Source organism: Photobacterium damselae, assembly GCF_003026815.1.
Lineage (GTDB): Bacteria > Pseudomonadota > Gammaproteobacteria > Enterobacterales > Vibrionaceae > Photobacterium > Photobacterium damselae.
Genome location: NZ_PYOG01000020.1, coordinates 34233 through 60918, shown reverse-complemented (window position 1 = coordinate 60918; position 26686 = coordinate 34233). Strand labels below are relative to the sequence as shown.

14 protein-coding genes are annotated in these 26686 nt (G+C 43.0%); 7 read left to right on the top strand and 7 right to left on the bottom strand.

The window, feature by feature from the left end:
* The first annotated feature begins 2 nt into the window (after positions 1 to 2).
* On the top strand, positions 3 to 380 hold the full coding sequence (grcA, locus tag CTN07_RS15760; protein ID WP_005301264.1) for an autonomous glycyl radical cofactor GrcA: 378 nt from the start codon (positions 3 to 5) through the stop codon (positions 378 to 380).
* A gap of 167 nt (positions 381 to 547) precedes the next feature.
* Here the strand turns inward: grcA and thrC are convergent, their stop codons facing one another.
* From thrC to thrA, 3 genes are read right to left on the bottom strand one after another with little or no spacing between them, the layout of a single operon-like run.
* The gene (gene thrC / locus CTN07_RS15755) at positions 548 to 1846 is read right to left on the bottom strand and encodes a threonine synthase (RefSeq protein ID WP_005301265.1); all 1299 of its coding nucleotides are present in this window, start codon (positions 1844 to 1846) and stop codon (positions 548 to 550) included.
* The gene (gene thrB / locus CTN07_RS15750) at positions 1847 to 2803 is read right to left on the bottom strand and encodes a homoserine kinase (RefSeq protein WP_005301266.1); all 957 of its coding nucleotides are present in this window, start codon (positions 2801 to 2803) and stop codon (positions 1847 to 1849) included.
* Between the two features lies 1 nt (position 2804).
* On the bottom strand, positions 2805 to 5264 hold the full coding sequence (gene thrA, locus CTN07_RS15745) for a bifunctional aspartate kinase/homoserine dehydrogenase I (RefSeq protein ID WP_005301267.1): 2460 nt from the start codon (positions 5262 to 5264) through the stop codon (positions 2805 to 2807).
* Between the two features lie 371 nt (positions 5265 to 5635).
* Here thrA and aceK point away from each other — a divergent pair, with 371 nt between their 5' ends.
* Complete coding sequence (gene aceK, locus CTN07_RS15740; protein WP_005301269.1) at positions 5636 to 7360, top strand: bifunctional isocitrate dehydrogenase kinase/phosphatase; 1725 nt, start codon at positions 5636 to 5638, stop codon at positions 7358 to 7360.
* Positions 7361 to 7470: 110 nt separating this feature from the next.
* Positions 7471 to 7938, top strand: coding sequence for a hypothetical protein (locus CTN07_RS15735; protein WP_036764418.1), 468 nt, complete (start codon positions 7471 to 7473; stop codon positions 7936 to 7938).
* Between the two features lie 7 nt (positions 7939 to 7945).
* Here CTN07_RS15735 and CTN07_RS15730 read toward each other — a convergent pair whose 3' ends face one another.
* Positions 7946 to 8443, bottom strand: coding sequence for a putative 4-hydroxy-4-methyl-2-oxoglutarate aldolase (locus CTN07_RS15730; protein ID WP_036764420.1), 498 nt, complete (start codon positions 8441 to 8443; stop codon positions 7946 to 7948).
* 663 nt (positions 8444 to 9106) lie between these two features.
* On the opposite strand from CTN07_RS15730, the gene arcA reads away from it, so the two are divergent.
* Entirely contained in the window at positions 9107 to 9826 is a 720-nt protein-coding gene (arcA, locus tag CTN07_RS15725) for a two-component system response regulator ArcA (protein WP_005301270.1), read from the top strand.
* Positions 9827 to 9904: 78 nt separating this feature from the next.
* On the opposite strand, the gene arcB is transcribed toward arcA, so the two are convergent.
* The 3 genes from arcB to mnmL form a co-directional block, all read right to left on the bottom strand.
* Positions 9905 to 12271, bottom strand: coding sequence for an aerobic respiration two-component sensor histidine kinase ArcB (gene arcB / locus CTN07_RS15720; protein WP_005301271.1), 2367 nt, complete (start codon positions 12269 to 12271; stop codon positions 9905 to 9907).
* Between the two features lie 140 nt (positions 12272 to 12411).
* Positions 12412 to 14223 carry a sensor domain-containing diguanylate cyclase gene (locus CTN07_RS15715; RefSeq protein ID WP_005301273.1) on the bottom strand — a complete coding sequence of 604 codons (1812 nt, stop codon included), beginning with the start codon at positions 14221 to 14223 and terminating at the stop codon, positions 12412 to 12414.
* A gap of 191 nt (positions 14224 to 14414) precedes the next feature.
* Entirely contained in the window at positions 14415 to 15344 is a 930-nt protein-coding gene (mnmL, locus tag CTN07_RS15710; RefSeq protein WP_005301274.1) for a tRNA modification radical SAM protein MnmL/YtqA, read from the bottom strand.
* Positions 15345 to 15987: 643 nt separating this feature from the next.
* On the opposite strand from mnmL, the gene gltB (CTN07_RS15705) reads away from it, so the two are divergent.
* The 3 genes from gltB (CTN07_RS15705) (at position 15988) to gltB (CTN07_RS15695) (ending at position 26678) form a co-directional block, all read left to right on the top strand.
* The gene (gene gltB / locus CTN07_RS15705; protein ID WP_005301275.1) at positions 15988 to 20535 is read left to right on the top strand and encodes a glutamate synthase large subunit; all 4548 of its coding nucleotides are present in this window, start codon (positions 15988 to 15990) and stop codon (positions 20533 to 20535) included.
* Complete coding sequence (locus tag CTN07_RS15700; protein WP_005301278.1) at positions 20528 to 21994, top strand: glutamate synthase subunit beta; 1467 nt, start codon at positions 20528 to 20530, stop codon at positions 21992 to 21994. Before gltB (CTN07_RS15705) ends, CTN07_RS15700 begins: the two co-directional genes overlap by 8 nt.
* A 223-nt stretch (positions 21995 to 22217) precedes the next feature.
* Positions 22218 to 26678, top strand: a complete 4461-nt coding sequence (gltB, locus tag CTN07_RS15695; RefSeq protein ID WP_005301280.1) for a glutamate synthase large subunit — start codon at positions 22218 to 22220, stop codon at positions 26676 to 26678.
* Positions 26679 to 26686 lie beyond the last annotated feature (8 nt).

Genomic DNA, 26686 nt, shown 5'->3' with positions numbered 1-26686 from the left:
TCATGATCACTGGTATTCAAATTACTAAAGCAGCTAACGAAGCACTACTAAATACTATCTGGATCCTAGATAGCGAAACAAATGAAGCGCGTTGTGTAGTAGCAGCTGCTGGTTTCGAAGCAGATCAAGTAGTTCCTGCAGCAGACCTAGGTGACATCGAGTACCGCGAACTAGCAATCGAAGCTCCAGCTAAGATTGAAGGCGGTCAGCACCTAAACGTAAACGTTCTTAAGCGCGAAACTCTAGAAGAAGCAGTTAAGCACCCTGAACTATACCCACAGCTAACTATCCGTGTATCTGGTTATGCTGTACGCTTTAACTCTCTAACTCCAGAACAGCAGCGCGACGTTATCTCTCGTACTTTCACTAACAGCCTATAATATTTGTTAGTTGAAAGCGCATTACTAAGATTGCGCTAATATAAATAGAAACGGCACCTTTCATTAGGTGCCGTTTTTTTATGTCTTTTTTATGCCATTGATAAAAAGTATTAATCAAAAATAGAGAAGCCAAATCGACCTCTCTACACTTGAATTTTACATCTACCCTACTCTTTTTTCTCAGGCTGGACGGAATATAAAATTGCCGCAATGTCAGCAAAATCATTACCACGCTCAAGAGAGAGCAAAGGTAATACATTATGTTTTGCTAGTGGTTCTGGTAGTGGTATATCTATCGCTAGGATATCATCAACAACTTCTTTAAACTTAGCTGGATGTGCCGTACATAAAAAGAGGCCTGTTTCTCCTGGCTGCAACTGCTCATTTAACACTCGATATGCAATCGCTCCATGAGGCTCACACAGATAGCCTAATTGCTGTAATTGATGCAAGGTTTCCGCACTTTGCTGATCAGTAACCGCACCATAACCTAAAGTTTCCAGTCCCCAACCTTGCTGTTGGCATAGCGCTTCAATCCGCGGCCAGTTATTTGGCTGACTCACATCCATTGCATTAGAAATCGTTGGTATGGTTGTTTTAGGCTGCCAAATTCCTGTTTGCAAATAACGGGGGACCGTATCATTGACGTTAGTAGCAGCAATAAAGCGTTTAACGGGAAGCCCTATAGCTTTAGCTAATAATCCAGCCGTCAAATTACCAAAATTACCACTTGGCACTGAAATCACCAGCTCTTGGCGCTCAGTTAGAGGTAATTGTGCGACCGCTTCAAAGTAATAACAGACCTGAGCCAACAATCGACTAATATTAATGGAATTAGCAGAGTTAAGCCCGATATCGGCTCGCAGAGTTGGATCATCAAATGCTTGTTTCACTAATGCTTGGCAATCATCAAAGGTGCCATCTATCGCCACCGTTGTAATGTTTTTACCTAGCGTACAAAATAGCTTTTCTTGTAATGGACTGATTTTGCCTTTCGGATACAAAATCACTACTTGGATGTTGTCCATACCATAAAATGCATGAGCAACAGCCGCACCAGTATCCCCAGAAGTGGCCGTTAAAATAGTAATCTTGCCATCATCCCCCGTCACAGCAGCCAAAGACTGCGCCATAAAACGACCGCCAAAATCTTTAAACGCTAAGGTTGGACCATGAAAGAGCTCTAGGGCATAGGTATTGTCACTGACCTTAGTAATTGGAGCTGAGAATTGAAAAGCGGCATCAACCAATTGACTTACCTGCTGTGAAGATAATTCCTCACCAATAAAGGCAGATAAAATCTTACTACTGCGAGTGACAAAATCGAGTTCAAGTAATGCGTCAATATCATCAAAAATCGGCAATGTATCTGGAAAGAAAAGCCCCTGCTGTCGACCAAGTCCATTTTGTACTGCATACGAGAAAGAAACCTGCTGCTGAGGTTCTTTTAAATTCACTAATTTCATTTATAAATCACTTCCTGTCATTTTTGAGCCTTGCTTATCAAGCCGACAAACATGGACAAATCCTTGTTCATTTTGCACATAATGTTCTTGTAACCACTTAGCAACTCGTTGAGCAACCTCAATATCGTCACAAATGCTAAACAGTGTGGGACCGGACCCAGATATACCACAAGCAAGCGCTCCGGCACTCAAAGCGTATTCCCGGGCTTGACTAAACCCAGGGAGCAAACGCTCTCGATAAGGTTCTGCAACCACATCTTTGATCATACTGGCTGCTAATTTCGCTTGTCCCGAATAACAACCATGGATAAAACCGGCTAAGTGTCTGCCATGAGCAATCACATCTTGGCGCCGATATTGTGCTGGTAAAATAGCTCGCGCTTCTGCTGTTGAAACCGTAATACCAGGATAGGCCATAACCCAATACCAGTGTTCAAAACAGGGAATACTCTGACTTATAATATCTTGGCTCTCTACCATAAATTGCAGACCGCCAAGATAACAGGGAGCCACATTATCATAGTGCAGACTGCCTGATATCTCCCCTTCCATCTCCCCCATTAACGCTAACAACGCTTCTTGATCGAGCGGGTTACCATGGAACTGATTTAACGCATCCAATGCAGCCACAATAGAGCAAGCACTGGATCCCAACCCTGAACCAATTGGCATATTTTTCTCAAGTGTCACAGTTACGGGAAGTAAAACTAGATTTCGTTTATCCAGTTCACGAGCAAACACTTGCCAACAGCGATAAACAATATTATCCGTTGCTTGCTGCGGTAATTTATCAACAAAGCGCCCAACACAATGTAATGCAAATGGCTGTTCCCCCTCAGTTACAGCCACTCTATCACCCAATAGAGTGCCATCAATGGGAGAAACAGCAGCCCCGAGTACATCGAACCCAACACTGACATTACCGATAGATGCAGGAGCATAAACCACGACACTCATGTTACACTCCTAACTTCCAGCCTAATGTACGCATCAAATCAGCAAAAACCCCAGCCGCTGTAACTTCAGTACCTGCACCATAACCACGTAATACCAGCGGAATTGGCTGATAATAACGACTGTAGAACGCCAGAGCATTTTCACCATCTTTAATCTTGAACATAGGATCATTTGGGTCGACTGCAGCGATTCTTACTTTGCAGTGACCATTATCAATTTCCCCTACATAACGCAGAACTTTATCTTCTTTTGCCGCTTCTAAAGAGAGCTGTTTAAAGTAATCATCGCCTTGCGGCAACCGAGCCATGAACTCATCAACAGAACCTGAATCATCAAATCCTGGCGGCAGCGCTTGCTCAACAACCACATCAGTTAGCTCTAAATCTAAGCCAGCTTCACGGGCAAGAATCAATAGTTTACGAGCAACATCCATCCCAGAAAGATCATCTCTAGGATCCGGCTCTGTAAAACCATTGTTTCGAGCAACGGTTGTCGCTTCACTAAAGCTCATGCCTTCATCAAGCTTACCGAAGATATAAGAGAGAGAACCCGATAAAATGCCATTAAAACGCTCTAGTTCATCACCTGCTGCAATCAGATTTTGTAAGTTTTCAATAACAGGAAGACCAGCTCCAACTGTTGTTTCATACATAAATTTACGACGAGTTGCTCGCGCAGCCTGACGCAATTGATGGTAATAAGCCATGCTTGCGGTATTGGCTTTTTTATTTGGCGTAATTACGTGGAAACCGGCAGCTAAGAAATCAACATACTGATCGGCAATACCCTGATCAGAAGTACAATCGATAATAACTGGGTTGATAATATGATTTCTTTTCACCAGCTGCGTCATACGACTTAAGCTCAATGGCTCAGCAACCGCGCCTAATTGATCTCGCCAATCCTGTAAATCCACACCACGACTGTTGAGCAATAAGCCTTTGCTATTGGCTAAACCACAGACTCGAATCACGATTCCACTGTCGGCCAATTTGGTTTGTTGGCGCGCAATTTGATCAACCAGCTCACCACCAACACCACCAACACCAATAACAAAAACATCCAAATAGTGCTGACTATTAAATAAATTCTCATGACACGCTTTCACCGATTCAGAGACTTTATCTTGTGGCACAACGGCAGAGATCGCTCGTTCTGAAGAGCCTTGAGCAATGGCAACAATATTGACTTCCACTTCAGCTAGCGCAGTAAAAAAGCGAGATGCCACACCACGAGAAGTTCGCATACCGTCTCCAACTAGCGTAACAATGGCAAGATCATCAATAAACTCAACAGGCTCTAGTAGCCCTTCTTTAAGTTCTAATTCAAACCCGCTACGAAGTGCTTGTTGTGCTGCCCGTTTATCCTCGGTTTCAATGCAAAAGCTGATGCTATATTCCGATGAAGATTGGGTGATCAGTACAATAGAAATACCCGCAGCCGACATGGTGCCAAAAACACGAGCCGCCATTCCTACCATACCTTTCATTCCAGGTCCGGAAACATTGACCATTGTAAGATCTTTTAACGTCGTGATACCTTTAACCGCTAAATTATCTTCACCATTATCTTGACCGATCAAAGTACCAGGAGCTTGAGGACGGAAACTGTTTTTAATCAGACAAGGGATATGAAATTGAGCAATTGGAGCAATGGTTTTTGGATGCAGAACTGACGCGCCAAAATAAGAGAGTTCCATTGCCTCTTGATAACTTAAAGAGTTCAATAAACGAGCATCAGGAACTAAACGAGGATCACAGCTATAAACCCCATCGACATCCGTCCAAATTTCACAGCAATCGGCACGTAAGCAGGCAGCCAAAACCGCAGCGGAATAATCCGAACCATTACGACCGAGCGTAACTAACTCACCTTTACTGTTACCGGCTGTAAATCCTGGCATGATATGTACAACACCGGCGACTAGAGGCTGTTTGACAAAACTTTGAGTCGACGCTTCAATATCAACACTGGCCTCTAAATAATCATCACTGGCTTTAAGATATTCAACAGGATCGATAAGTGCTGCTGGCTGACCTTTTGTTTCTAACACCGCCTGCATAGTTACAATAGAGAGCCGCTCTCCCTTGCTGATCACTTTGGCATACACATTATCCGGACACAGACCCAGTAATTGCATACCGTGAACATATTGCTTTAGCTGAGTTAAAGAACTGGCCAATTTGGCACGAAGCAAAGCAATATCAAGTTCTGGTACCAACTCTTTTAAGCCAATAAATAATTGTTCAAACGTAGCAATTAACTGTTCGATCTGCTCAGATGCATCCCCAGACTCAACCGTATTATCAATAATTTCGACCAGTTTATTGGTGACCTTCCCAGGAGCCGATAACACTACCGCGACATCCTCTTGCTGAGCATTACTGGCAATAATATCCGCAGCACGTAAAAACCGCTCTGCATCAGCTAACGATGATCCACCAAACTTCAATACTCGCATCAACTTACTCTCCCTGTCTGTAATCTATTTCTTAACAACTCATAGTGAGATGTCTTAAGTGAAGTCCATTTACAAAAAAGCCCGCGCCTCGGTTAAGAGTTGCGGGCTTGATGTTAAATTCTGCGTAAATCAGCCCGCACCGACACCCATTGTGTTAGTGGTAATCATGATTGTGATTGTGCTGAATACGTTAAACATGTTAGTTTTTCTTAACCAAATTGATTTATTCTTTTTACGTTTACCGAATTAATTCGCTTGAGTCAACATTGTTTTGACTTTGATGCAAAAATAATCGAGTAATCTCGTAGTTGGTATGTGGAGTAAATAAAACTCTAACTACACTAAAAATGGACAAGAATCAGGAGAGCGTCATGGCAGCTAAAATGGATTTACTCGCCGCACAAACCATATTGCAAGGTTTTGATGCCATGTACGGTCGCTTTCTCGATGTGACTGCTGGCGCTCAAGCTCGATTTGAGCAGCAACTGTGGCCTGATGTTCACCACGCATTAAAAGCTCGAATCCATTTTTACGATCATCATGTTGGGCTGGTTACCCATCAGATACAAGCTATGGTTGGCGAGCGTTATAATAATCAAAATTTTATTACTCAAGTCAAAGCGGCTTACGAAGACTTACTGATCGATTACCCAAGATACGATATTGCAGAAAGTTTTTTTAACTCGGTCTATTGTCGTATTTTTCAACATAAACATATCGCTCCCGATAAACTGTTCGTCGATAGCTCCCAACAGCAACGCATTCCTATTTATCCAACTAATTTAACTCGGATTTATCATTATCAAGACTCGTTAGAACAGTTATTACAACGCTTATTAAATGACACCCCCTTTACCTTATCATGGCGAGATCAAACCAACGATATCACGCTTTTAATCGAGCATTTACAACAAGAGTTTGGTGAGAGATTAACCTTGTTAAGTCACATAGAATTAATTCGTGAACCGTTTTACCGCAACAAAGCCGCCTATCTGGTTGGTCAGCTGCAATTTTCAGACCATACGACCTCTCCTATTGTTTTGCCAATCCTCAATCATCACGGCCAATCGCTCTATATTGATGCCTGTATTTGTGATGTTAATGATGTCAGTATTATTTTTGGTTTTGCTCGTTCCTATTTTATGGTTTACGCCCCAGCCCCAGCTGCTTTAGTCCGGTTCTTAGCGCAGTTAATGCCCAATAAAACCCTAGCAGAGCTCTACACTGCCATTGGCTGCCAAAAACACGCGAAAACTGAACTCTATCGCGATTTCATTCATCATTTAGCCCAATCTAATGATCAATTTATTCTTGCGCCTGGGGTAAAAGGCATGGTGATGTCAGTCTTTACTCTGCCATCCTATGATTTTGTTTTTAAAATTATTAAAGACACCTTTGCCCCACAAAAAGATATTCGTCATAACACAGTAAAAGAGAAATATTTACTGGTTAAAGAGCATGATCGAGTGGGGAGAATGGCAGATACCCAAGAATACCGAAATTTCAGCTTTCCTAAACATCGATTCAGTGATGAATTATTAGAAGAGTTACAAGAGGTAGCCCCAAGTATTGTCCATATTTGCGATGATGAAATCCTCATTGATCACCTGTATATGGAAAGGCGTATGGTGCCACTTAATCTTTATATTGAAACGGCAACAGAGGTCGATATCTACCACGCGATTAATGAATATGGAACGGCGATTAAGCAGCTTGCCGCAGCCAATATTTTCCCTGGCGATATGCTATTTAAAAACTTTGGTGTTACACGTCATAAGCGCGTTGTGTTCTATGATTATGATGAAATCAGTTATATGACCGAAGTTAATTTCCGTCGTATTCCACCGCCTCGATACCCAGAAGACGAATTAGCAGCTGAGCCTTGGTATAGCGTTGGACCTAATGATGTTTTTCCCGAAGAATTTCCAACTTTTCTGGTTCCTAACCCGCAAGTAAGAAAACTGTTTGAACTTTTGCATGGCGATCTCTTTGAAGCCAGTTTTTGGCAGCAACTTCAACAAAATATTAAACAAGGAAAACTTGAAGATGTGTATCCATATCAAAATCACCATAAGCTTTTACCGAAGTTAACTTAATCACAAAAAGCACAATTTAGTCATTATTCTCATAGTTAGAATTGCCGTTTCTCTCAAAATTATTCTAGTATGAAAAAAGACTGAAATATGAAACAAGGATGGTACTGACAATGCGCTATGGAATATTGCTCCTTTCGCTCTTATTATTTGCGCCATCCTTGAGTGCTGCTGAATTTGATGAATTTATTGATTACGATACAGGAGTGCATCAATCAACTCATGGTTGGTATTTATCCTCCCAATCTGGCGGGGCTAAACAGTTCGATGTGTGGCAAATAGAAAGCGGTTATCAATACCATCTAGGAGCTAATATCCAACTCTATCTGAGCTCTCGACTCACATCATCATCCAAACAACAGCAGGCATCCCACGGCCTACTCTCTGGCATTAAATATCATCTATCCCCGCGAATCAGTATTAATAGTGCATTAACATCGACCTCGACAGAGCAACAGACTCAATTAGGCATGGAACTATCGAGCCAATATCAACTTACAGAGCAGCTTAACTTAAATGCAACGGTTGATTATCAAGATATTGAACAGGTAGTGGCACTGGGATTAGGCTTTCGCTTTTGAGTGCGAATCATTGCTCAACAATATTAGGTAAAGGGTGAGGCGTAACAATGATTCCATTTTGATCCGCATATAAGTGATCACCAGGGAAAATACGACAATCGGCAAAAGAGAGCATCACATTTTCTTCACCACTTTGACGCTTTAACGTTTTTAGGGGACAAACACCAAGAGCTTTTATCCCTAAGTTTAAACCAGATAAAGTCACCACATCACGAACCGCACCATAAACAACAATGCCTTGCCACTCATTTTGCACCGCCAATAGTGCCAGTTGATCACCAAGTAGGGCTCGATTAACAGAACCGTGTCCATCAATTACTAAAACCTTCCCTTTACCCGGCCGCGACAAAATATCTCGAACTAAACTGTTATCCTCAAAGCAACGTAACGTTACGATCTGTCCAGAAAATACCGATTTTCCACCATAATCTTGCCAAGTCACAGGAAGCCACAATATTTTATCTTCATACGCATCACATAAATCAGGTAAGAGATCGTTGTCCATAATTACTTCTCCCATTCTGTTATCAAATTTCGATTACGCTCTATGACTAGCTTGCTGTAACTGCAACAATTTCATCTCTTTTTACGGAAAATTTTTGCCGTAATATCTTTCTAATTATGGCCAAATGTTGAAAATATGCACATTTCTCGTAGTTATCTGTGTTCTTATTTATCAAAAAAGCATTTCTTGCTAAAAAAATGTAAAATCATCGCGAGACAATATTGCAATAAATGATTTGATCGCAGCTCCAATTCCATACTTTTTTACACCAAGAAGCTTTACGGATTGGATTTTGCAGCATATTTTGTAGCGAATGTTAAAGGCTATGGAGAGAGATGAATATTCTTCATCCTGTTTGATATAAATCAAGAAATGCCTAAAAACCAGCCTCGAATTAAAACAGTTATATTGTTATCGAGCTGTTAAGTGAATACAATCGACGCCATCTAAGGGAAATTGTAGCCAGTAGCCCCATTTTTCTCGGGCATTCTAGGATTCTATCTTGTAACTCTAGAAACGGATGGCGTACCAAAACAGGCGAATAATTGCACATCAAGCAAGTTTTCTTTTTAAATACTTTGCCTGTATGTAAATTTTTTTCATAGAATTTAACTATTCTGTGTATTAACACCAGATTCAGTTTTTAAACTTAGGTACAGCCACATGCAAACCCCTCATATTCTAATTGTAGAAGACGAGCACGTAACACGTAATACACTAAAGAGTATCTTCGAAGCAGAAGGATACACTGTATTTGAAGCGAACGACGGCAATGAAATGCACCAGATGCTTTCAGAGCACCCTGTTCATTTAGTGATTATGGATATCAACCTACCAGGTAAAAATGGCCTACTACTTGCTCGTGAACTGCGTGAGCAAGGTGACATGGCACTGATGTTCCTAACAGGCCGTGATAACGAAGTTGATAAGATTCTAGGCCTAGAAATTGGCGCAGATGACTATATCACTAAACCATTTAACCCTCGTGAACTGACTATTCGTGCGCGTAACCTATTAAGCCGTGCAATGAATCAAGGTATGCCGGTTGAAGACAAGAAGCTTGTTGAGCGTTACAGCTTTAACGGCTGGTCTTTAGAAATCAACAGCCGTTCACTTGTTAGCCCAAGCGGTGATCAATTTAAACTGCCTCGTTCAGAGTTCCGTGCTCTACTGCACTTCTGTGAAAACCCAGGCAAGATCCAAACGCGTGCAGATCTTCTGAAGAAGATGACAGGTCGTGAGCTTAAACCACACGATCGTACTGTTGACGTAACAATTCGTCGTATTCGTAAGCACTTTGAATCTATTTCTGATACGCCAGAAATCATTGCCACGATTCACGGTGAAGGTTACCGTTTCTGCGGCGACTTAGAACAAGATTAATCTTTGATTATTCTTGATGCTACAAAGTAAAAAGGCTTCCGGATGGAAGCCTTTTTTGTGGTGGGATCATCAAATAAATTATTGTTTTTCGTACTGAGCTAACCAAGCTTTTAATACTTTTAAATCATCTTGGTAACCATATTTAATCTCATCAACCCAGTCATTTATATTTTCCCACCAAGTTGGCAATTCAGGAGATTGCGCCATCTGAGCAACTTGTTGAATGTGCTTTAAACCAATAGAGCCTGCCGCCCCTTTGATCTTATGGGCCTCAAATTTTATGCCGTCTTGATCTTTTGCCATCATATTCGAATCCAATATTTCCAAATATCCCGGCATCATCTCTTCAAACATCGCAATACTGTCTAATACTGGTTTTGGCCCTACAATCTCAACATAAGAGCTCAGCATCTCTAAATCCAGTAATTGTTCATACATCTGATCTTGAGAATTAGCACTAAATGGTAACGCTTCTTCTTGTTCATCATCTAACGAACAGGTTAAGACTAAACGTTGAATCACCTCAGTAATGGCTTTAACACTCAGCGGCTTACTTAAAGCTTCATCCATTCCTTGCTCTAAATACTCACTCTTATCTTTAATGACATTCGCAGTTAACGCAACTAAAGCTGGCAGGTGCTGATACCGCTCACGCAGTGTTTGAGCAATTTCAAACCCCGTCATATCAGGTAGCTGAATATCCAATAATACTAAGTCGTACTCTTCAGGATCAAACATCTCAAGAGCTTCATCACCACGCATAGCAACAGTTACATGGTGGCCTAAACTTTCAAGTAGCGATTTTGCCACCGTCACATTAAGCTCTATATCTTCTACCATGAAAATATTCAGACCCAATTGTGGCACAGAGGGTAGCTCTTCATCTTCTTCAGCAGAAACCGTATTACAAGCTAAGATTGGAACAGTAATATTAACGGTAAAAGTACTGCCTTCTCCCTCTTCAGAGCTCACAGTAATATCACCATTCATCAATTGCACTAACTGACGCGAAACAGCCAAACCAATACCCGTTCCAACCGCATGTAAATTATCATCTCCCTGTTGAACCTGATAATACATCGCAAAAATATTATCCAGCTCCCCAGCAGGAATACCAATACCACTGTCTTCCACTTCAAATTGGATATGAGCTTGATCGGCTTCAACCTCACAGCTGACCGATAAGATAACGCCTCCCTGTTTAGTGAATTTGGTGGCATTACCCATTAAATTCCACAGTACTTGACGTAAACGCGTGCCATCTACCTCAATCATTTTCGGCAGTTGCGTCAATTGCTCTAAGTCGAACCGCAACCCTTTTTGCTCGGCCATTAATGCTGAGATATTACCAATTTCAGTAATAAACTCAGGCAAATCTAGAGGCTTGGGTAATAATTCTAATCGGCGGCGATCAGACTTATCCAGATCAATAATATCGTTAAAAATGTTCCCTAACGTTATCGCACTGATATGAATAGTGCGGAGGTAATTACGCTGATCTTCAGTTAACTCGCTTTCAAGCAACATTCGACTTAAGCCGACAATACCATTTAATGGGGTTCGCAATTCATGGCTTATAGTAGAAATAAATGAGGTCTTATCTCGACTGGCTTTCTCTTGGGCCTCTTCATAACGTTTACGTTCGGTGATATCACGACCAAAGCCCATCAGACCTAAACGACGACCACTGCGACTATAAAAAGGAACCTTACGCAGTTCAAATACCGCCTTTCGTCCATCTGGATACTCCAACCATTGCTCGTAAGTTAGAGAGACATCTTCATCAAATACTCGCTGATCAGTTTTGGCTATTTTGGTCGCCAACTCAGGATTATAGACATCCCAAGGAGTAAGACCAACCAGCTCTTTTTCACTTTTACCGACCAATTCAGACATTGCCCGATTACAGCCAGAAAACTGATTTTTCTCATTTCGGTAATAAATCAAATCAGGCGAAGCATCCAAAAACGAGCGCAGCAACGCACTCTGTTCTGCCAGTTCTAATTGTGCCTTTTCACGATGGTAAACTTCATTTTCTAAGTCTTCCATCGCCAATTCACGAGCTTCTTCCGCTTTTTGGCGTTCATCGATTTCTTGATTAAGTTTGGTAATGTTCTCTTGCAGTTGTTTATTTAACTGCATATCTCGCGAACGCATCTCTTCAAGTTTAGTGACGAGCTTAGATAACCTCTGGCGCGAATCTTCTAGTTGCTCAACGACCACAGAAAGAAAATAGACTGCCCAAGGGGTGATTAATAAACCAAAGGCAACCGAGCGGGCAATATCAACATCTCGCACCTCGCCATGTAGGACTAAAGTCACACCCACTTGTACTAAAATAGCCAGCGCAACCAAACCTAACGCTAACAATAAACTGAATCTTACTATCCCTAATTTAACCAGCAAGTCGACATAAAACTGGGCTAATACTTTGATTTGCTTCATCAATGAATACCATTACTTAACAGTCAGAGAGAACATTTTCTAATAACACCATAATATACTGAAACCTTAGGAAATGATTGTTTCAGTTAAAAAAGTCAAAAAAAAGCTCAGGAATCAACCTGAGCTTTTCAATACGGTACTTACTGGAAATGTCGATAACAATTACGCCCTGCGGCCTTTGCTTGATATAGTGCTTTATCGGCCTGCTCTAAGAAGTGTTGGAATCCCTCATTAGGTTGAGGAATAACCGTTGTAATACCGATACTTAAGGTTAACGTAGTTGGAATGTCACAAAAAGGCACTTCTTGGGCACGTAGTGCTAATGCCTTTTGCAATTTCTTCGCCACATATTCGCCTCCCTTGCTATCGGTAGTCGGTAATAAAATCGCAAACTCTTCCCCACCATAACGAGCCACTTCGTCCGTTTCACGCTGAATAACCGAGCTTAAAACAGCGGCCACTTCTCTTAACACTGTATCTCCAATTTGATGACCGTAGCTGTCATTAAATGCTTTGAAATAATCAATATCACAGAAAATCAACGTTAAGGGTTGTTGTAAACGAATATGACTGTGCCACATACGGTGCAAGCTATCATCAAAGCTACGACGGTTTGCGATGCGTGTTAGACCATCAATAAAGCTTAGTGCTTGAAGTTCCATGATCGCATCGGCCAACTGTTGCTCTGCTTTTTTGCGTTCAGTGACATCACGAGCAATAATCAACATGCCGCGAGCACCATCGGTAGGATCAATAAAAGGAGACTTCTGCACTTCATACCAGACTAATGTGCCATCATTTTTTAATACGCAATCTTCGGTTTTTGTCGAGCGGCCTAACTCCATCACTTCGCGATCACTTTGGCGAAACATCTCCCATTTATCGGAGGAAATCACCTCTTCAGCACTTTTACCCAACAAGGTTTCTTTGGTGTAACCGAGCGACTGGGCAAATAACTCATTACAACCGATATAAACCCAATACTGATTAACTAAACCAATCGGATCGGTACTGGAGTTAATAATGGTATCTAATAAATTATTTTGTTGGGCTAAGGTTTGTTCCGTCTCTTCTCGGCGCTCAATTTCAGTCCGTAAACTCTCTTGCATTTCATGCCACTCTGTTACGTCATGACTAATATTAAGCGTCCCCATCACATCACCTTTAGCATTAATCAGAGAAGTTTGGTTAGTTTCAAGTAAACGACTGGAACCTTCAGGGTTTGTAGTCCACCAATGGATCGAATTGGTTCCCAGACTATGCTCATGATCTTGCTGATAGTCTAAGACCCCTTCTTCAATTCTTCCTTGCCAGAAGCGATCAAAGGCCTTATTTGAGCCCATAATTCGACCTTGAGGATCTTGGAAATAGACCAACTCAGAAAGAGAGTTCAACACACTTTGAAACATCAATTGCTCTTGGGCTAACTGATTTTCGGAACTGTTATTTTGTGGTGTTTTGGAAATAAAAAGCATCCAGGTTGGATACCAATGATAACGAATTCGTTTACCCGTAATATCAAGCGATAATGACTTATTACCAGGCATTGGCACACTTTCAGACCATTGTTGAAATGAGTTTTGCCCGTGAAAAGTTTGCAGAAAATCACATACGGTCGCAGAAGATATATATTCAGGATAGAGATAAGAGTCGCCAATTTTTCGAATGCTAAGTAATTCCCGGCACGCTTTATTGCAATAGAGTAATTGGCCATCTTTTAGTCGCACTAAAGCGACAGGAAATGGCATTTTGGCCAATATTTGATGGGTTTTTTCAAGAGAGAGAGAGTCAATACTATAGATCAATAGCAGGACAAATACCCCACCGAAAACAATACAGAAAACAACAATTAAAGTCGCAAACTCAGCCATGGTTTCATCGGTTAAAAGAAAGCTCATAGTGGCAAGAACGAGACTGACCAGTGCTGTTAAAAGAAGTAAATATCGCCCCAAAACTACGCCTACTGTGATTATTTAAACCAAAAAATTCAAATTAGCCAATTCCTAAACCATCGTGAAAAAGCACAATTGCGCTACCAACTTCCTTAATTTAGAGGCCATTATACAATAACGGCCTCTATACCAAAGGAGATTTAAACAATCCCACTTAATATTTTATAAAATGCGCAAACATCTATACATTACTATGGCTTTTGGTAGACAAAAGGAGCGCCAACCCCACTACCTTGCGCACCAAACTGTTCTAAGTTTCGCCAAATCTCAGTCATCACTAACCAACGAGTTTCACACCAAGAAGGCGCTAATAGCGTCGGTTTTCGAGCACTAGCCGATACACGGTGATAAACCACATCCGGTGGCGTTAAACGGATCATTTCCGAGGCGATATCGCTGTATTGATCTAGACTAACTTCTTCAATTCGGCCGGCTTTCCAAGCTTGACCAAGCTTACTGCCTTCGACCAAATGGAGCGGATGCAATTTAATTCCATCCACGCCCACTTCTACCACACGCTTAATCGTTTCTAAATTATCTTGCTTTGTATCACCCGGCAAACCCACGATTAAATGAGTACAAACTTTAATTCCTAATGCACGGGCACGACGTGTGATCTCGGCATAACAGGCAAAGTCATGACCCCGGTTGATACGTTTTAAGGTTTTATCATTAGCCGTTTGTAGCCCCAATTCTAACCAAATTTCATAACCTTGCTCGCGATACCCCGCAAGTAAATCTAGAACAGCATCAGGCACGCAATCAGGGCGAGTTCCAACACATAAACCGACAATATCGGCTGCTTGCAGGGCTTCTTCATACATTTTTTTCAATGTTTGTACTTCAGCGTAAGTACTGGTGTATGCCTGAAAATACGCTAAATATTTCTTGGCTCTATTTACCTCACCAGCACGCTGAGTCAGCTGCTCATGAATCGGTAAAAATTGCGCTTTTTCATCTGCAAAAGAAGCTACATTACAAAATGTACAACCACCACGTCCAATTGTGCCATCACGGTTTGGGCAACTAAAACCGCCATGTAGAGTCAGCTTATGAACCTTTTCGCCATAGCGACGCTGTAAATCCTGACCAAAAGTATTAACTCGCTCGTGCAATTGCATGGTGTTACCTGATAAATAGCAAAAATAAGAACAGAGCTAGAGCTCTAATGAACCGCACAAATTAGCACACTTTAACCGTGGTTCTTTGTGTGAAAACAAGAAAACGCCGAATTTACCTGATAATTTCGGTTAAAAAATAACATGATTCGACTTAGTAATTAAAAAACAACAACATAAATATCTTTAACATTTTAAAAACCCGCAGTTATTGAGAATTCTTTTTTCCCATACCAATAAAAACAAGAAGATAGTAAAAAGAGAGAGGGACGTTCTGACATTATTCGTTGAAAAGCAACCCAAAGTGCTGGTATTCCCAACAAATCATGTTAATTTCTATTGGTAATTAATGTATCAAAACTGTAGGATAGTTACACTTGCGCGCAAAATATAAGCAACATTTTTGACATAAATTGGGCGTTTAATAGTGATATCTATCACTTAACTCGGGTGTAAGCAGTGTTTTTGCGTATTTCATCGCACACACCCAACATATCGTTTGCTACAGAACTTTATTTTCTCCCACAGCAAACACGCTTATGTAACCACGGGACATGATGTCCACATCGTCTTACATAAGACCACAATAAGATTAGGGAAAATCAAGCCATAGGATAAGGCTTGCGATAACTGGAAGGATGTATCTATGACGGATCAAGAGCGTAGTACTCAGGGCATGTACGTGCCTGAAATGGAACATGATGCTTGTGGTATCGGCTTCGTCGCCCATCTGAAAAACCGAAAATCTCATCAAATAGTCACTCAAGCTCTTGATATGCTTGCTCGAATGGAGCATCGCGGTGGTCAAGGGTGTGATCCCTGTAGTGGTGATGGTGCCGGTATTTTACTGCAAAAGCCCCATGAATTTTTATTAGAAGAGTCGGTAAAGCAAGGGATTAAACTGCCCTCTTTTGACCAATATGGTGTGGGCGTTGTTCTGTTTCCTAAAGATGAACACAAACGCCAACAATGCCGAGATATCTTAGAGCGTAATGCCAAACGACTCGACCTTGAAATTATCGGTTACCGAGTGCTTCCGGTTGATAATTCCATGATTGGAGAGGATCCATTAAGTACTGAACCTCAGTTTGAACATGTCTTTATTACTGGTGGTGCCAACCTAAAGCCTGAGGTATTAGAACGCAAACTGTATGTACTGCGTAACTATACCGTTCGAGTCTGCCTTGAGAGTGTTTCTAATATTGGAGACGATTTTTACATCAACTCCATGTCTTATAAAACGCTTGTATACAAAGGCCAGATAACTACTGAGCAGGTCCCACAATACTTTTTAGATTTGCAAAATCCAGCTATGGTGACGGCTCTCGCTCTGGTTCATTCGCGCTTTTCTACCAACACATTTCCAAAATGGCGTTTAGCTCAGCCGTTCCGTTATATTGCCCACAATGGTGAAATTAATACGGTTCGCGGTAACCTAAACTGGATGAAAGCCCGTGAAGCTATTTTAGAATCTGAGCTATTTAGCCCACAAGAAATCAGTATGCTACTGCCTATTTGCCAAGAAGGCAGTTCAGATTCCTCTAATTTTGATATGGCGCTAGAGCTATTAGTATTATCAGGGCGTACTCTGCCACATGCTCTTATGATGCTGATCCCTGAAGCTTGGCAAGAAAACAAAGAGATGGATCCTAAGCGCCGCGCGTTCTATCAATATCATGCCAACGTTATGGAGCCGTGGGACGGTCCGGCATCAGTGTGCTTTACCGATGGGGTACAAGTAGGGGCAACCCTGGATCGAAATGGTCTTCGTCCGTCACGTTATACTGTGACAAAAGATGACTTCTTAATTATGGCGTCAGAATCAGGTGTTGTTGAAATTGAGCCTGAAAATATTCAATTTAGAGGACGCCTCCAACCCGGTCGTATCTTTGTTGCCGATCTAGAACAAGGTCGTATTATTTCTGACGAAGAAGTTAAAGACAGCATAGCTCAAGCTCAACCTTATCAGGAGTGGGTGAAGAACAATCTTCTTAGCCTAAAGAAACTGCCTGATGCCGATAACATGCATCACCAGCCAACCCCAGAACGTCTGTTGCATCATCAGCAAGCCTTTGGTGTGAGCAGCGAAGAAGTCGATGAAATTATTGTACCTCTTGCCAGCACAGGTTATGAGCCTTTAGGTTCGATGGGAGTGGATTGGCCAGTAGCTGTTCTATCTCACCAATCACAGCATCTTGCCAACTATTTTAAGCAGCTCTTTGCTCAGGTGACTAACCCACCAATCGATCCGATTCGTGAACGTATGGTGATGTCGCTCAATACCTATATTGGTAAAGATCAAAACTTACTGATCGAAACCCCTCAGCACTGTCGCAAAGTTGAGCTTGAAAGTCCGGTACTCTCAAATGCTGAGCTAGAAAAACTGCGCGCAATTGATAACGAGCACCTCCAAGCCAAAACATTAGATATTGTATTTCGCGCTAGCGGCGAACCCGGCAAACTTGAGCGCGCACTAAAACGTATTTGCCAATATTCAGAAGATGCGGTGATTGACGGTTATTCGATCATCATCTTAACGGACCGTGCGGTCAACTCAAACCATGCGGCAATTCCGGCCATGCTAGCAGTAGGTGCTGTACATCACCACTTGATCCGTAAAGGTCTTAGAGCAAAATGTGACATTGTTGTCGAAACCGGTGATGCCCGTGAAACCCACCATTTTGCAACGCTTGTCGGTTATGGTGCTAGTGCCATCAACCCTTATTTGGTGACTGAAACCATTGTTGATCTGCAACGCAAAGGTAAGCTAGATCGTGAAAAAACCACAGAAGAGTTATTTAATAACTACCGTAAAGGCGTGAATGGTGGCCTATTAAAAATCTTCTCTAAAATGGGGATTTCCACTCTTCAGTCGTACCACGGTGCTCAAATTTTTGAAGCATTAGGGATCAGCAAAGCTGTAGTTGATAAATACTTTACTGGTACGGTTTCTCGTATCGAAGGTCTAACCCTAGATGACATTGCACGAGAAGTGGTAGTACGCCATCGTGTCGGCTACCCTACCCGTGAAATTCCAATCCAAATGCTTGATGTTGGTGGGGTGTATCAGTGGAAACAGCGTGGTGAAAAACATCTGTTTAACCCAGAAACTATTTCATTACTGCAGCAATCCACCCGCAACAAGGACTATCAACAATTTAAGCAATACGCCAATGCGGTTGATGCCCAAGGAGATAACGCAGTTACACTACGAAGTCAGCTCGATTTTATTAAAAATCCAGCAGGTGCTATTGCGATTGAAAACGTTGAGCCAATCGAAAGTATCCTGAAACGCTTTGCAACAGGTGCTATGAGTTTTGGTTCAATCTCATATGAAGCCCACTCAACCCTTGCCGTGGCAATGAACCGAATTGGAGCAAAATCAAACTCCGGTGAAGGTGGTGAAGACCCAATCCGTTTTGAGCCAAATGAAAATGGCGATTGGGAACGCTCTGCTATCAAACAGGTAGCGTCAGGTCGTTTTGGTGTAACTTCTTACTACCTCACGAATGCCGATGAACTACAGATTAAAATGGCGCAAGGAGCGAAACCTGGTGAAGGTGGTCAGCTGCCGGGGGATAAAGTTGATGATTGGATTGGCGCAACTCGCCATTCAACACCAGGGGTTGGCCTTATTTCGCCGCCGCCACACCATGATATTTACTCAATCGAAGATTTGGCACAGCTCATTTATGACCTTAAAAACGCCAACCGTCGTAGCCGGGTAAACGTAAAATTGGTCTCAGAAGCGGGTGTCGGTACCATTGCCTCTGGTGTGGCTAAAGCCAAAGCCGATGTCGTGCTGATAGCTGGATTTGATGGTGGTACAGGTGCCTCTCCTATCTCATCCATTCGTCATACTGGTTTACCATGGGAACTGGGCCTTGCCGAAACCCACCAAACACTACTGAAAAACGGTCTCCGTAATCGTATTGTTGTACAGGCCGATGGGCAAATGAAAACACCACGAGATTTGGCCATTGCAACTCTACTTGGCGCCGAAGAATGGGGCGTAGCGACTGCAGCGCTTGTGGTTGAAGGCTGTATCATGATGCGTAAGTGTCATAAGAATACTTGTCCGGTTGGTATCGCAACGCAAAATAAAACCTTACGTGAGCGCTTTGATGGTCGCGTAGAAGATGTGGTGACCTTCTTCCAATATATGGCACAAGGTCTACGTGAAATTATGGCAGAGCTTGGCTTTAGCACTATTGATGAGATGGTAGGTCAAGTTAATAAGCTGAAAGTTCGCCACAATATCGACCATTGGAAGTATCAAAATCTAGATTTAAGCCCAATTCTATTTAATGAAGCTGCACGTGCTGATGACGGTATCTACAACCAGAAACAGCAGCAACATAACTTAGAACAGGTTCTAGACAGACAGTTAATTGAACTGGCAGCTCCTGCGCTGTATGAGGGCAAAGCAGTCGAGGCTGAATTAGCGATTATCAATACCGATCGCAGTACTGGCACCATGTTGTCAAATGAGATCTCCAAAATCTATAAAGATCAGGGACTACCACAGCCACTGAATGTTAAATTTAATGGTTCAGCAGGCCAAAGCTTTGGAGCATTCCTGGCCAAAGGAGTTAAGTTTACCGTTGAAGGTGATGCCAATGATTACTGGGGTAAAGGTTTATCAGGGGGAACATTAGTTCTCTATCCAAACCAGCAGTCATCCATTATTGCTGAAGATAATATTGTCGTTGGTAACGTCTGTTTCTACGGCGCAACTTCAGGAGAGTCTTATATTCGTGGTATGGCCGGTGAGCGTTTCTGTGTTCGTAACTCAGGTGCAAAAGTGGTGGTTGAAGGTATTGGCGATCACGGCTGTGAGTATATGACAGGAGGCATCGCTCTTATTTTAGGTCAAACAGGTCGTAACTTTGCCGCAGGTATGAGCGGTGGTGTTGCGTATGTTTGGGATCAGTACGGTGATTTTGATAGTAAGCTCAACGCAGAACTTGTCGATCTCGATCCACTTGATGATGAAGACAAAGCTCTATTACTGGATATGTTAACAAAACATGTCGCATATACAGGAAGTTCAGTTGCCGAGCTCTTCTTATCAAACTTCGATCACAACCTGCAGCAGATCGTCAAAGTGATGCCGCGAGATTACAAGGCCGTATTAGAGAAACGTAAAGCAGAAGCTGAAAACAAGGAAGAGTTGGAGGCCATTGATGGGTAAGCCTACAGGATTTTTAGAGTTTGGCCGCGAGTTGCCAAAGAAAGTCGATCCAAGTGTTCGTATTCAAGATAACAAGGAGTTTGTACTTGATAACGAATTTGGTGACAAAATTAATCAACAAGCCTCACGTTGTATGGATTGTGGCGTACCGTTTTGCCACAACGCCTGTCCAATCGGCAACATCATTCCAGAGTTTAATGATGCGGTTTATCGCGATAGCTGGGAAGAGGCGTGGCACATTTTAAGTTCAACCAATAATTTCCCTGAATTTACAGGTCGTGTCTGTCCAGCACCTTGTGAAAGTGGGTGTGTACTTGGGATCAACCAAGATCCTATTACTATCTGTAATATTGAGAAAAATATTGTTGAACGTGCTTATAAAGAGGGTTACGCCAAACCGAAAACACCCCGTGCAAGAACGGGAAAAACGGTAGCAATTATCGGCTCAGGCCCCGCTGGACTGGCGGCGGCAGAGCAGCTCAATAGCGCAGGTCACACAGTAACGGTATTTGAGCGTGATGAAAAAGTGGGAGGACTGCTTCGCTTTGGTATTCCCGACTTTAAATTGGGTATGAACATCATAGATCGTAAGATTGATCTTATGGCCAAAGCTGGCATTGAGTTTGTCGTCAACGCCCATATTGGTGTCGATATCAACGCGCTACAACTGCGCCAAGACTTTGATGTTGTGCTACTTACCGGCGGCTCAACTGTGCCTCGCAATCTCCCAATCCCTGGTCGAGAGCTGACAGGGGTCCACTTTGCAATGGAGTTCTTAGCGCAAAATAATCGCCGAGCCAATAACATGGATCTAAAGGCGACCGAGATCCATGCAAAAGATAAACATGTGGTGGTAATTGGTGGCGGAGATACAGGTTCCGATTGTGTGGGTACCTCCAATCGTCATGGTGCAAGCAGCATCACTCAACTTGAAATCCTGCCTGTACCACCTGAAACACGACCAAGTAACCAACCTTGGCCGTCTTATCCAATGATCATGAAAACTTCAACCTCACATGAAGAAGGATGCGATCGGTTCTGGAATATCCTCACAAAAGCATTTATCGGTGATGATAACGGCAATGTTAAAGCCTTACGTATTGCTGATATCACTTGGGATGAAGCTAAAGAGGGAGAACGTCCAAGCTTTACTGAGGTTCCAGGATCTGAGCGTATTATCCCATGCGATCTCGCCTTTCTAGCAATGGGCTTTCTCCATCCAGAACCAACAGGTGTACTGGCTCAGCTAGATATTGCCTTAGATGATCGCGGTAATGTTGCTACCACAGGCTATGCCACAAACCAAGCTGGGATCTTTGCTGCAGGTGATATGCGTACGGGGCAATCGCTGGTTGTTCGCTGTATCAATGAAGGTCGAGAGTGCGCGCGAGCCATTGATAATTATCTTATGGGCAACAGTCAACTAGAGGCAAAAGCAGACTCGTTGATGCTCTCTTAACTCATCGTTTTATACATTCCTTCCTTAAACTTAAGCCAGTACTCTAGCGTGCTGGCTTTTTCCGTTTTATCTCCGTGAGATCTGGCAACTTAATTGCCCGAACTAGCACAAAACTCTGTGTGACTGCGCTAAATTTTGTTAGCAATATTTGATCTTTTTGTAAAAGCTGATTAACGTGAATTATTGCAGGAAGCAAAATGACTCAGTCAACAGGGAGTGTTTTATGTTGTATGACTCTTCGTTAGAAAAAGATAATTGTGGTTTTGGTCTTATCGCTCATACTCAAGGCGAGCCAAGTCACAAGTTAGTTCGCACCGCCATTACCGCCCTTGATCGTATGACTCACAGAGGCGGCATTGCAGCCGATGGCAAAACCGGTGATGGTTGTGGTCTATTGATGAAAAAGCCCGATAGCTTCTATCGTCATATCGCCGAAGAGTTACAATGGCATCTGGCCCGAGAGTATGCCGTGGGTATGATCTTTTTTAACCAAGATCCAACCCGAGCCAATCAAGCTAAACAGATCATTGAAGCCGAACTTAAAAAAGAGACCTTATCTATTGTTGGCTGGCGTAAGGTCCCGATTGATCCCACCGTTCTCGGCCCAATCGCTCAAGACTCACTCCCGACAATTGAACAAATCTTTGTAAATGCACCAGCGGGCTGGAAACCACGAGATGTGGATCGCCGATTGTATATAGCCAAACGTCGTATCGAACAGCAGTTAGTCGATGATTCCGAGTTTTATATCTGCAGTTTATCGACTCAAGTTGTGGTGTATAAAGGGCTATGTATGCCCGCTGATCTGCCACGATTTTACCGAGATCTGGGAGATATTCGCTTAGAGTCTGCAATTTGCTTGTTTCATCAGCGTTTTTCAACCAATACCCAACCTCGCTGGCCACTGGCTCAACCATTTCGTTATTTAGCTCATAATGGTGAAATCAATACCATTGCGGGCAATCGTCAATGGGCCCGAGCTCGCGGATACAAATTTGCATCCCCTTTACTGCCCGATCTACAAAGTGCCGCCCCTTTTGTCAATGAAACCGGTTCAGATTCGTCCAGTCTCGATAACATGTTAGAGCTATTTTTAGCCGGCGGTATGGATCTGTTTCGTGCAATGCGCATGTTAGTTCCACCAGCGTGGCAAAACCATCCCGATATGGATCCCAAACTGCGCGCCTTTTACGATTTTAACTCCAAGCATATGGAACCTTGGGATGGGCCAGCAGGGATTGTAATGTCTGATGGTCGCTATGCTGCTTGTAACTTAGATCGTAACGGTTTACGTCCTGCTCGCTATGTGATCACCAAAGATAACCTGATCACTTTAGCCTCTGAAGTGGGAATTTGGGATTACGCCGCCGATGAAGTAAAACAAAAAGGCCGGGTTGGGCCTGGTGAGTTATTAGTAATTGATACCAAGTTTGGTCAAATTTGGCATTCGGCAGATATTGACAATGAGCTGATGAATCGCCACCCCTACCAACACTGGATGGAGCAACACGTTCAACACCTTATCCCCTTTGAACAACTGGATGATGAGCAAGTAGGCAGTCGCGCACTCAATAACGAACAACTTAAGACCTATCAGAAGCTATTTAATATCAGCCGTGAAGAGCTGGAACAAGTATTACGAGTTATGGGAGAAAATGGGCAAGAAGCAACTGGCTCTATGGGTGATGATACTCCCATGGCTGTTCTCTCTTCTCAACAACGACCGATCACCGATTACTTCAGACAAATGTTTGCTCAAGTGACCAATCCGCCCATTGATCCACTGCGAGAAAACCATGTTATGTCTCTGGCCACCAGCATCGGGCGGGAGATGAATGTCTTTTGTGAAACCGATGGCCATGCAGCCCGAGTCAGTTTTCAATCCCCGGTACTGCTCTTTTCTGACTTTGAACAACTCAAACAGCTCGATCCAAGTCATTATGGTCATAGTCAAATAGAACTTAATTTTGATCCAACCAAACAGAGTCTAGAACAAGCGATTATCCATTGCTGCGATCAAGCACAAAACGCTATACAGCAAGGTAGCGTGCTGTTGATTTTATCGGACCGTAATATTCAACCGCACAGCTATCCAATTCCTGCTGCAATGGCTGTAGGCGCTATTCAACAGCGTTTAGTGGATACTCATTTACGTTGCGATGCCAATATCATTGTTGAAACAGCAACCGCGCGCGATCCCCATCAGTTTGCAGTACTGCTTGGCTTTGGTGCCACGGCTGTCTACCCCTATTTAGCCTACGAGTCACTGGCAGCTTTAATCGATAACAACACCATTACCAAGTCCTATCGCCAAGTGATGCTTAATTATCGTAACAGCATCAACAAAGGGCTATTTAAAATTATGTCGAAGATGGGGATCTCTACCATCTCATCTTATCGTTGCGCTCATCTTTTTGAGGCAGTGGGATTACACCAAAACATTATAAAACTCTGCTTTAACGGTGTGGTCAGTCGAATTCAAGGCGCTCAGTTTAGTGACTTTGAACAAGACTTGTATAACTTAAATCGTCGCGCATGGCTAAAACGTCAACCGCTCAATCATGGTGGCTTATTAAAATACGTTTTTGATGGTGAATTTCATGCCTATAACCCAGATGTGGTGACCTTACTGCAACAGGCGGTGAAGTCTGGTCAGTATTGCGACTATCAAGCTTACAGTCAGGCTGTTAATCAGCGCCCCATTGCTACCCTTCGAGATTTATTCACCTTAACCGAAAACACAACCCCGATAGATTTAGCTCAAGTAGAGCCGTTGGATGCACTCTATCCCCGCTTTGATTCTGCAGCAATGTCTATTGGTGCGCTCAGTCCAGAAGCCCATCAAGCTCTTGCCATTGCCATGAACCGCTTAGGAGGCTTTTCTAACTCAGGTGAAGGCGGCGAAGACCCAAGTCGTTTTCACTCAGAGCGCAACTCACGTATTAAACAAGTCGCTTCTGGTCGCTTTGGGGTTACTCCACACTATTTGGTCAATGCCGATGTGATTCAAATTAAAGTCGCACAAGGGGCAAAACCCGGTGAAGGCGGCCAACTTCCAGGCCATAAAGTCACGACAGAAATTGCCAAATTGCGCCATGCTGTACCAGGTGTCACCTTAATCTCACCACCACCTCATCACGATATCTATTCAATTGAGGATTTGGCCCAACTGATTTTTGACTTAAAACAGGTCAATCCCGCGGCTCTGATTTCGGTCAAATTGGTCTCCGAACCTGGAGTTGGCACTATCGCCACAGGGGTTGCCAAAGCTTATGCTGATTTGATCACTATTTCAGGCTATGACGGCGGTACAGGCGCAAGCCCTCTAACTTCAGTGAAATATGCGGGTAGCCCTTGGGAGTTAGGTCTGGTTGAAACTCAACAGGCCTTGGTAAGTAATGGCTTACGTCACAAAGTACGAGTACAAGTTGATGGTGGTCTTAAAACCGGGCTCGATGTGGTTAAGGCTGCGATTTTAGGGGCCGAAAGCTTTGGTTTTGGCACTGCGCCAATGGTGGCACTGGGGTGTAAATATTTGCGTATTTGTCACCTCAATAACTGCGCAACAGGTGTCGCAACCCAAGATGAACACTTACGGCAAAAGTACTTTAAAGGTCTGCCAGAACAAGTGATGAATTACTTTATGGGTTTAGGTCATGAAGTGCGTGAGTTACTGGCTCAACTGGGGGTAACTAAGCTGACCGACCTTATTGGGCGAACCGATCTGCTCACATGTTTACCAGGAACCACTCATAAACAAAGTCAGCTTGATCTCTCCGCTTTGCTTATCAGTGCACCAATTCAAGATGGCAAAACACCCTATTGTAGTGAAGAGAACCAGCCATTTGATCAAGGCAAATTAAACCAACACATTGTTGAACAGACCATTTGTGCAGTAGAACAAAAACAGAGCTTACAACTGCACTTTGCTATTCAAAATACAGATCGCGCAGTGGGAGCTCGTCTCTCAGGCGAAATCGCTAAACGCTATGGTAATGGCGGCGTGGCAACATCCCCTATTACTCTGAATTTTATCGGAAGCGCAGGGCAATCTTTCGGGGTTTGGAATGCCGGAGGCTTAACACTCAATTTGATCGGAGATGCTAACGACTATGTGGGTAAAGGTATGGCAGGAGGACGCATTGTTATTGCCCCACCACAAGGGTCGGCTTTTGCCTCACACCAAGCAACCATAATCGGCAATACCTGCCTTTATGGTGCAACAGGAGGAGAGCTATTTGCAGCCGGATGTGCAGGTGAACGCTTTGCCGTCAGAAATTCAGGTGCCATTGCCGTGATAGAAGGCGCTGGAGATAACGCTTGCGAGTATATGACTGGCGGCATTATTGCAATTTTAGGCTCAACTGGGGTTAACTTTGGCGCCGGTATGACAGGTGGTTTTGCTTATATTCTTGATGAAAAAGGCGACTTTGGTGGTCGAGTGAACTCTGAACTGATTGAGATTATAGAGCTCAGTCAGTTACCGATTCATCAAGAGCACCTTCGTGGTCTTATCGACAAACATTACCAACAAACAGGATCTGAGCGAGCTCAGCAGATTTTAAGCCTGTTTGACAATTGGATAGAGCGTTTTTATTTAGCCAAACCCAAATCGGCTGATGTTTCCACTTTACTGGGTCATCAGAGTCGTTCTTCCGCTGAACTGCGCATTCAAGCTCAATAGAAGGAGTC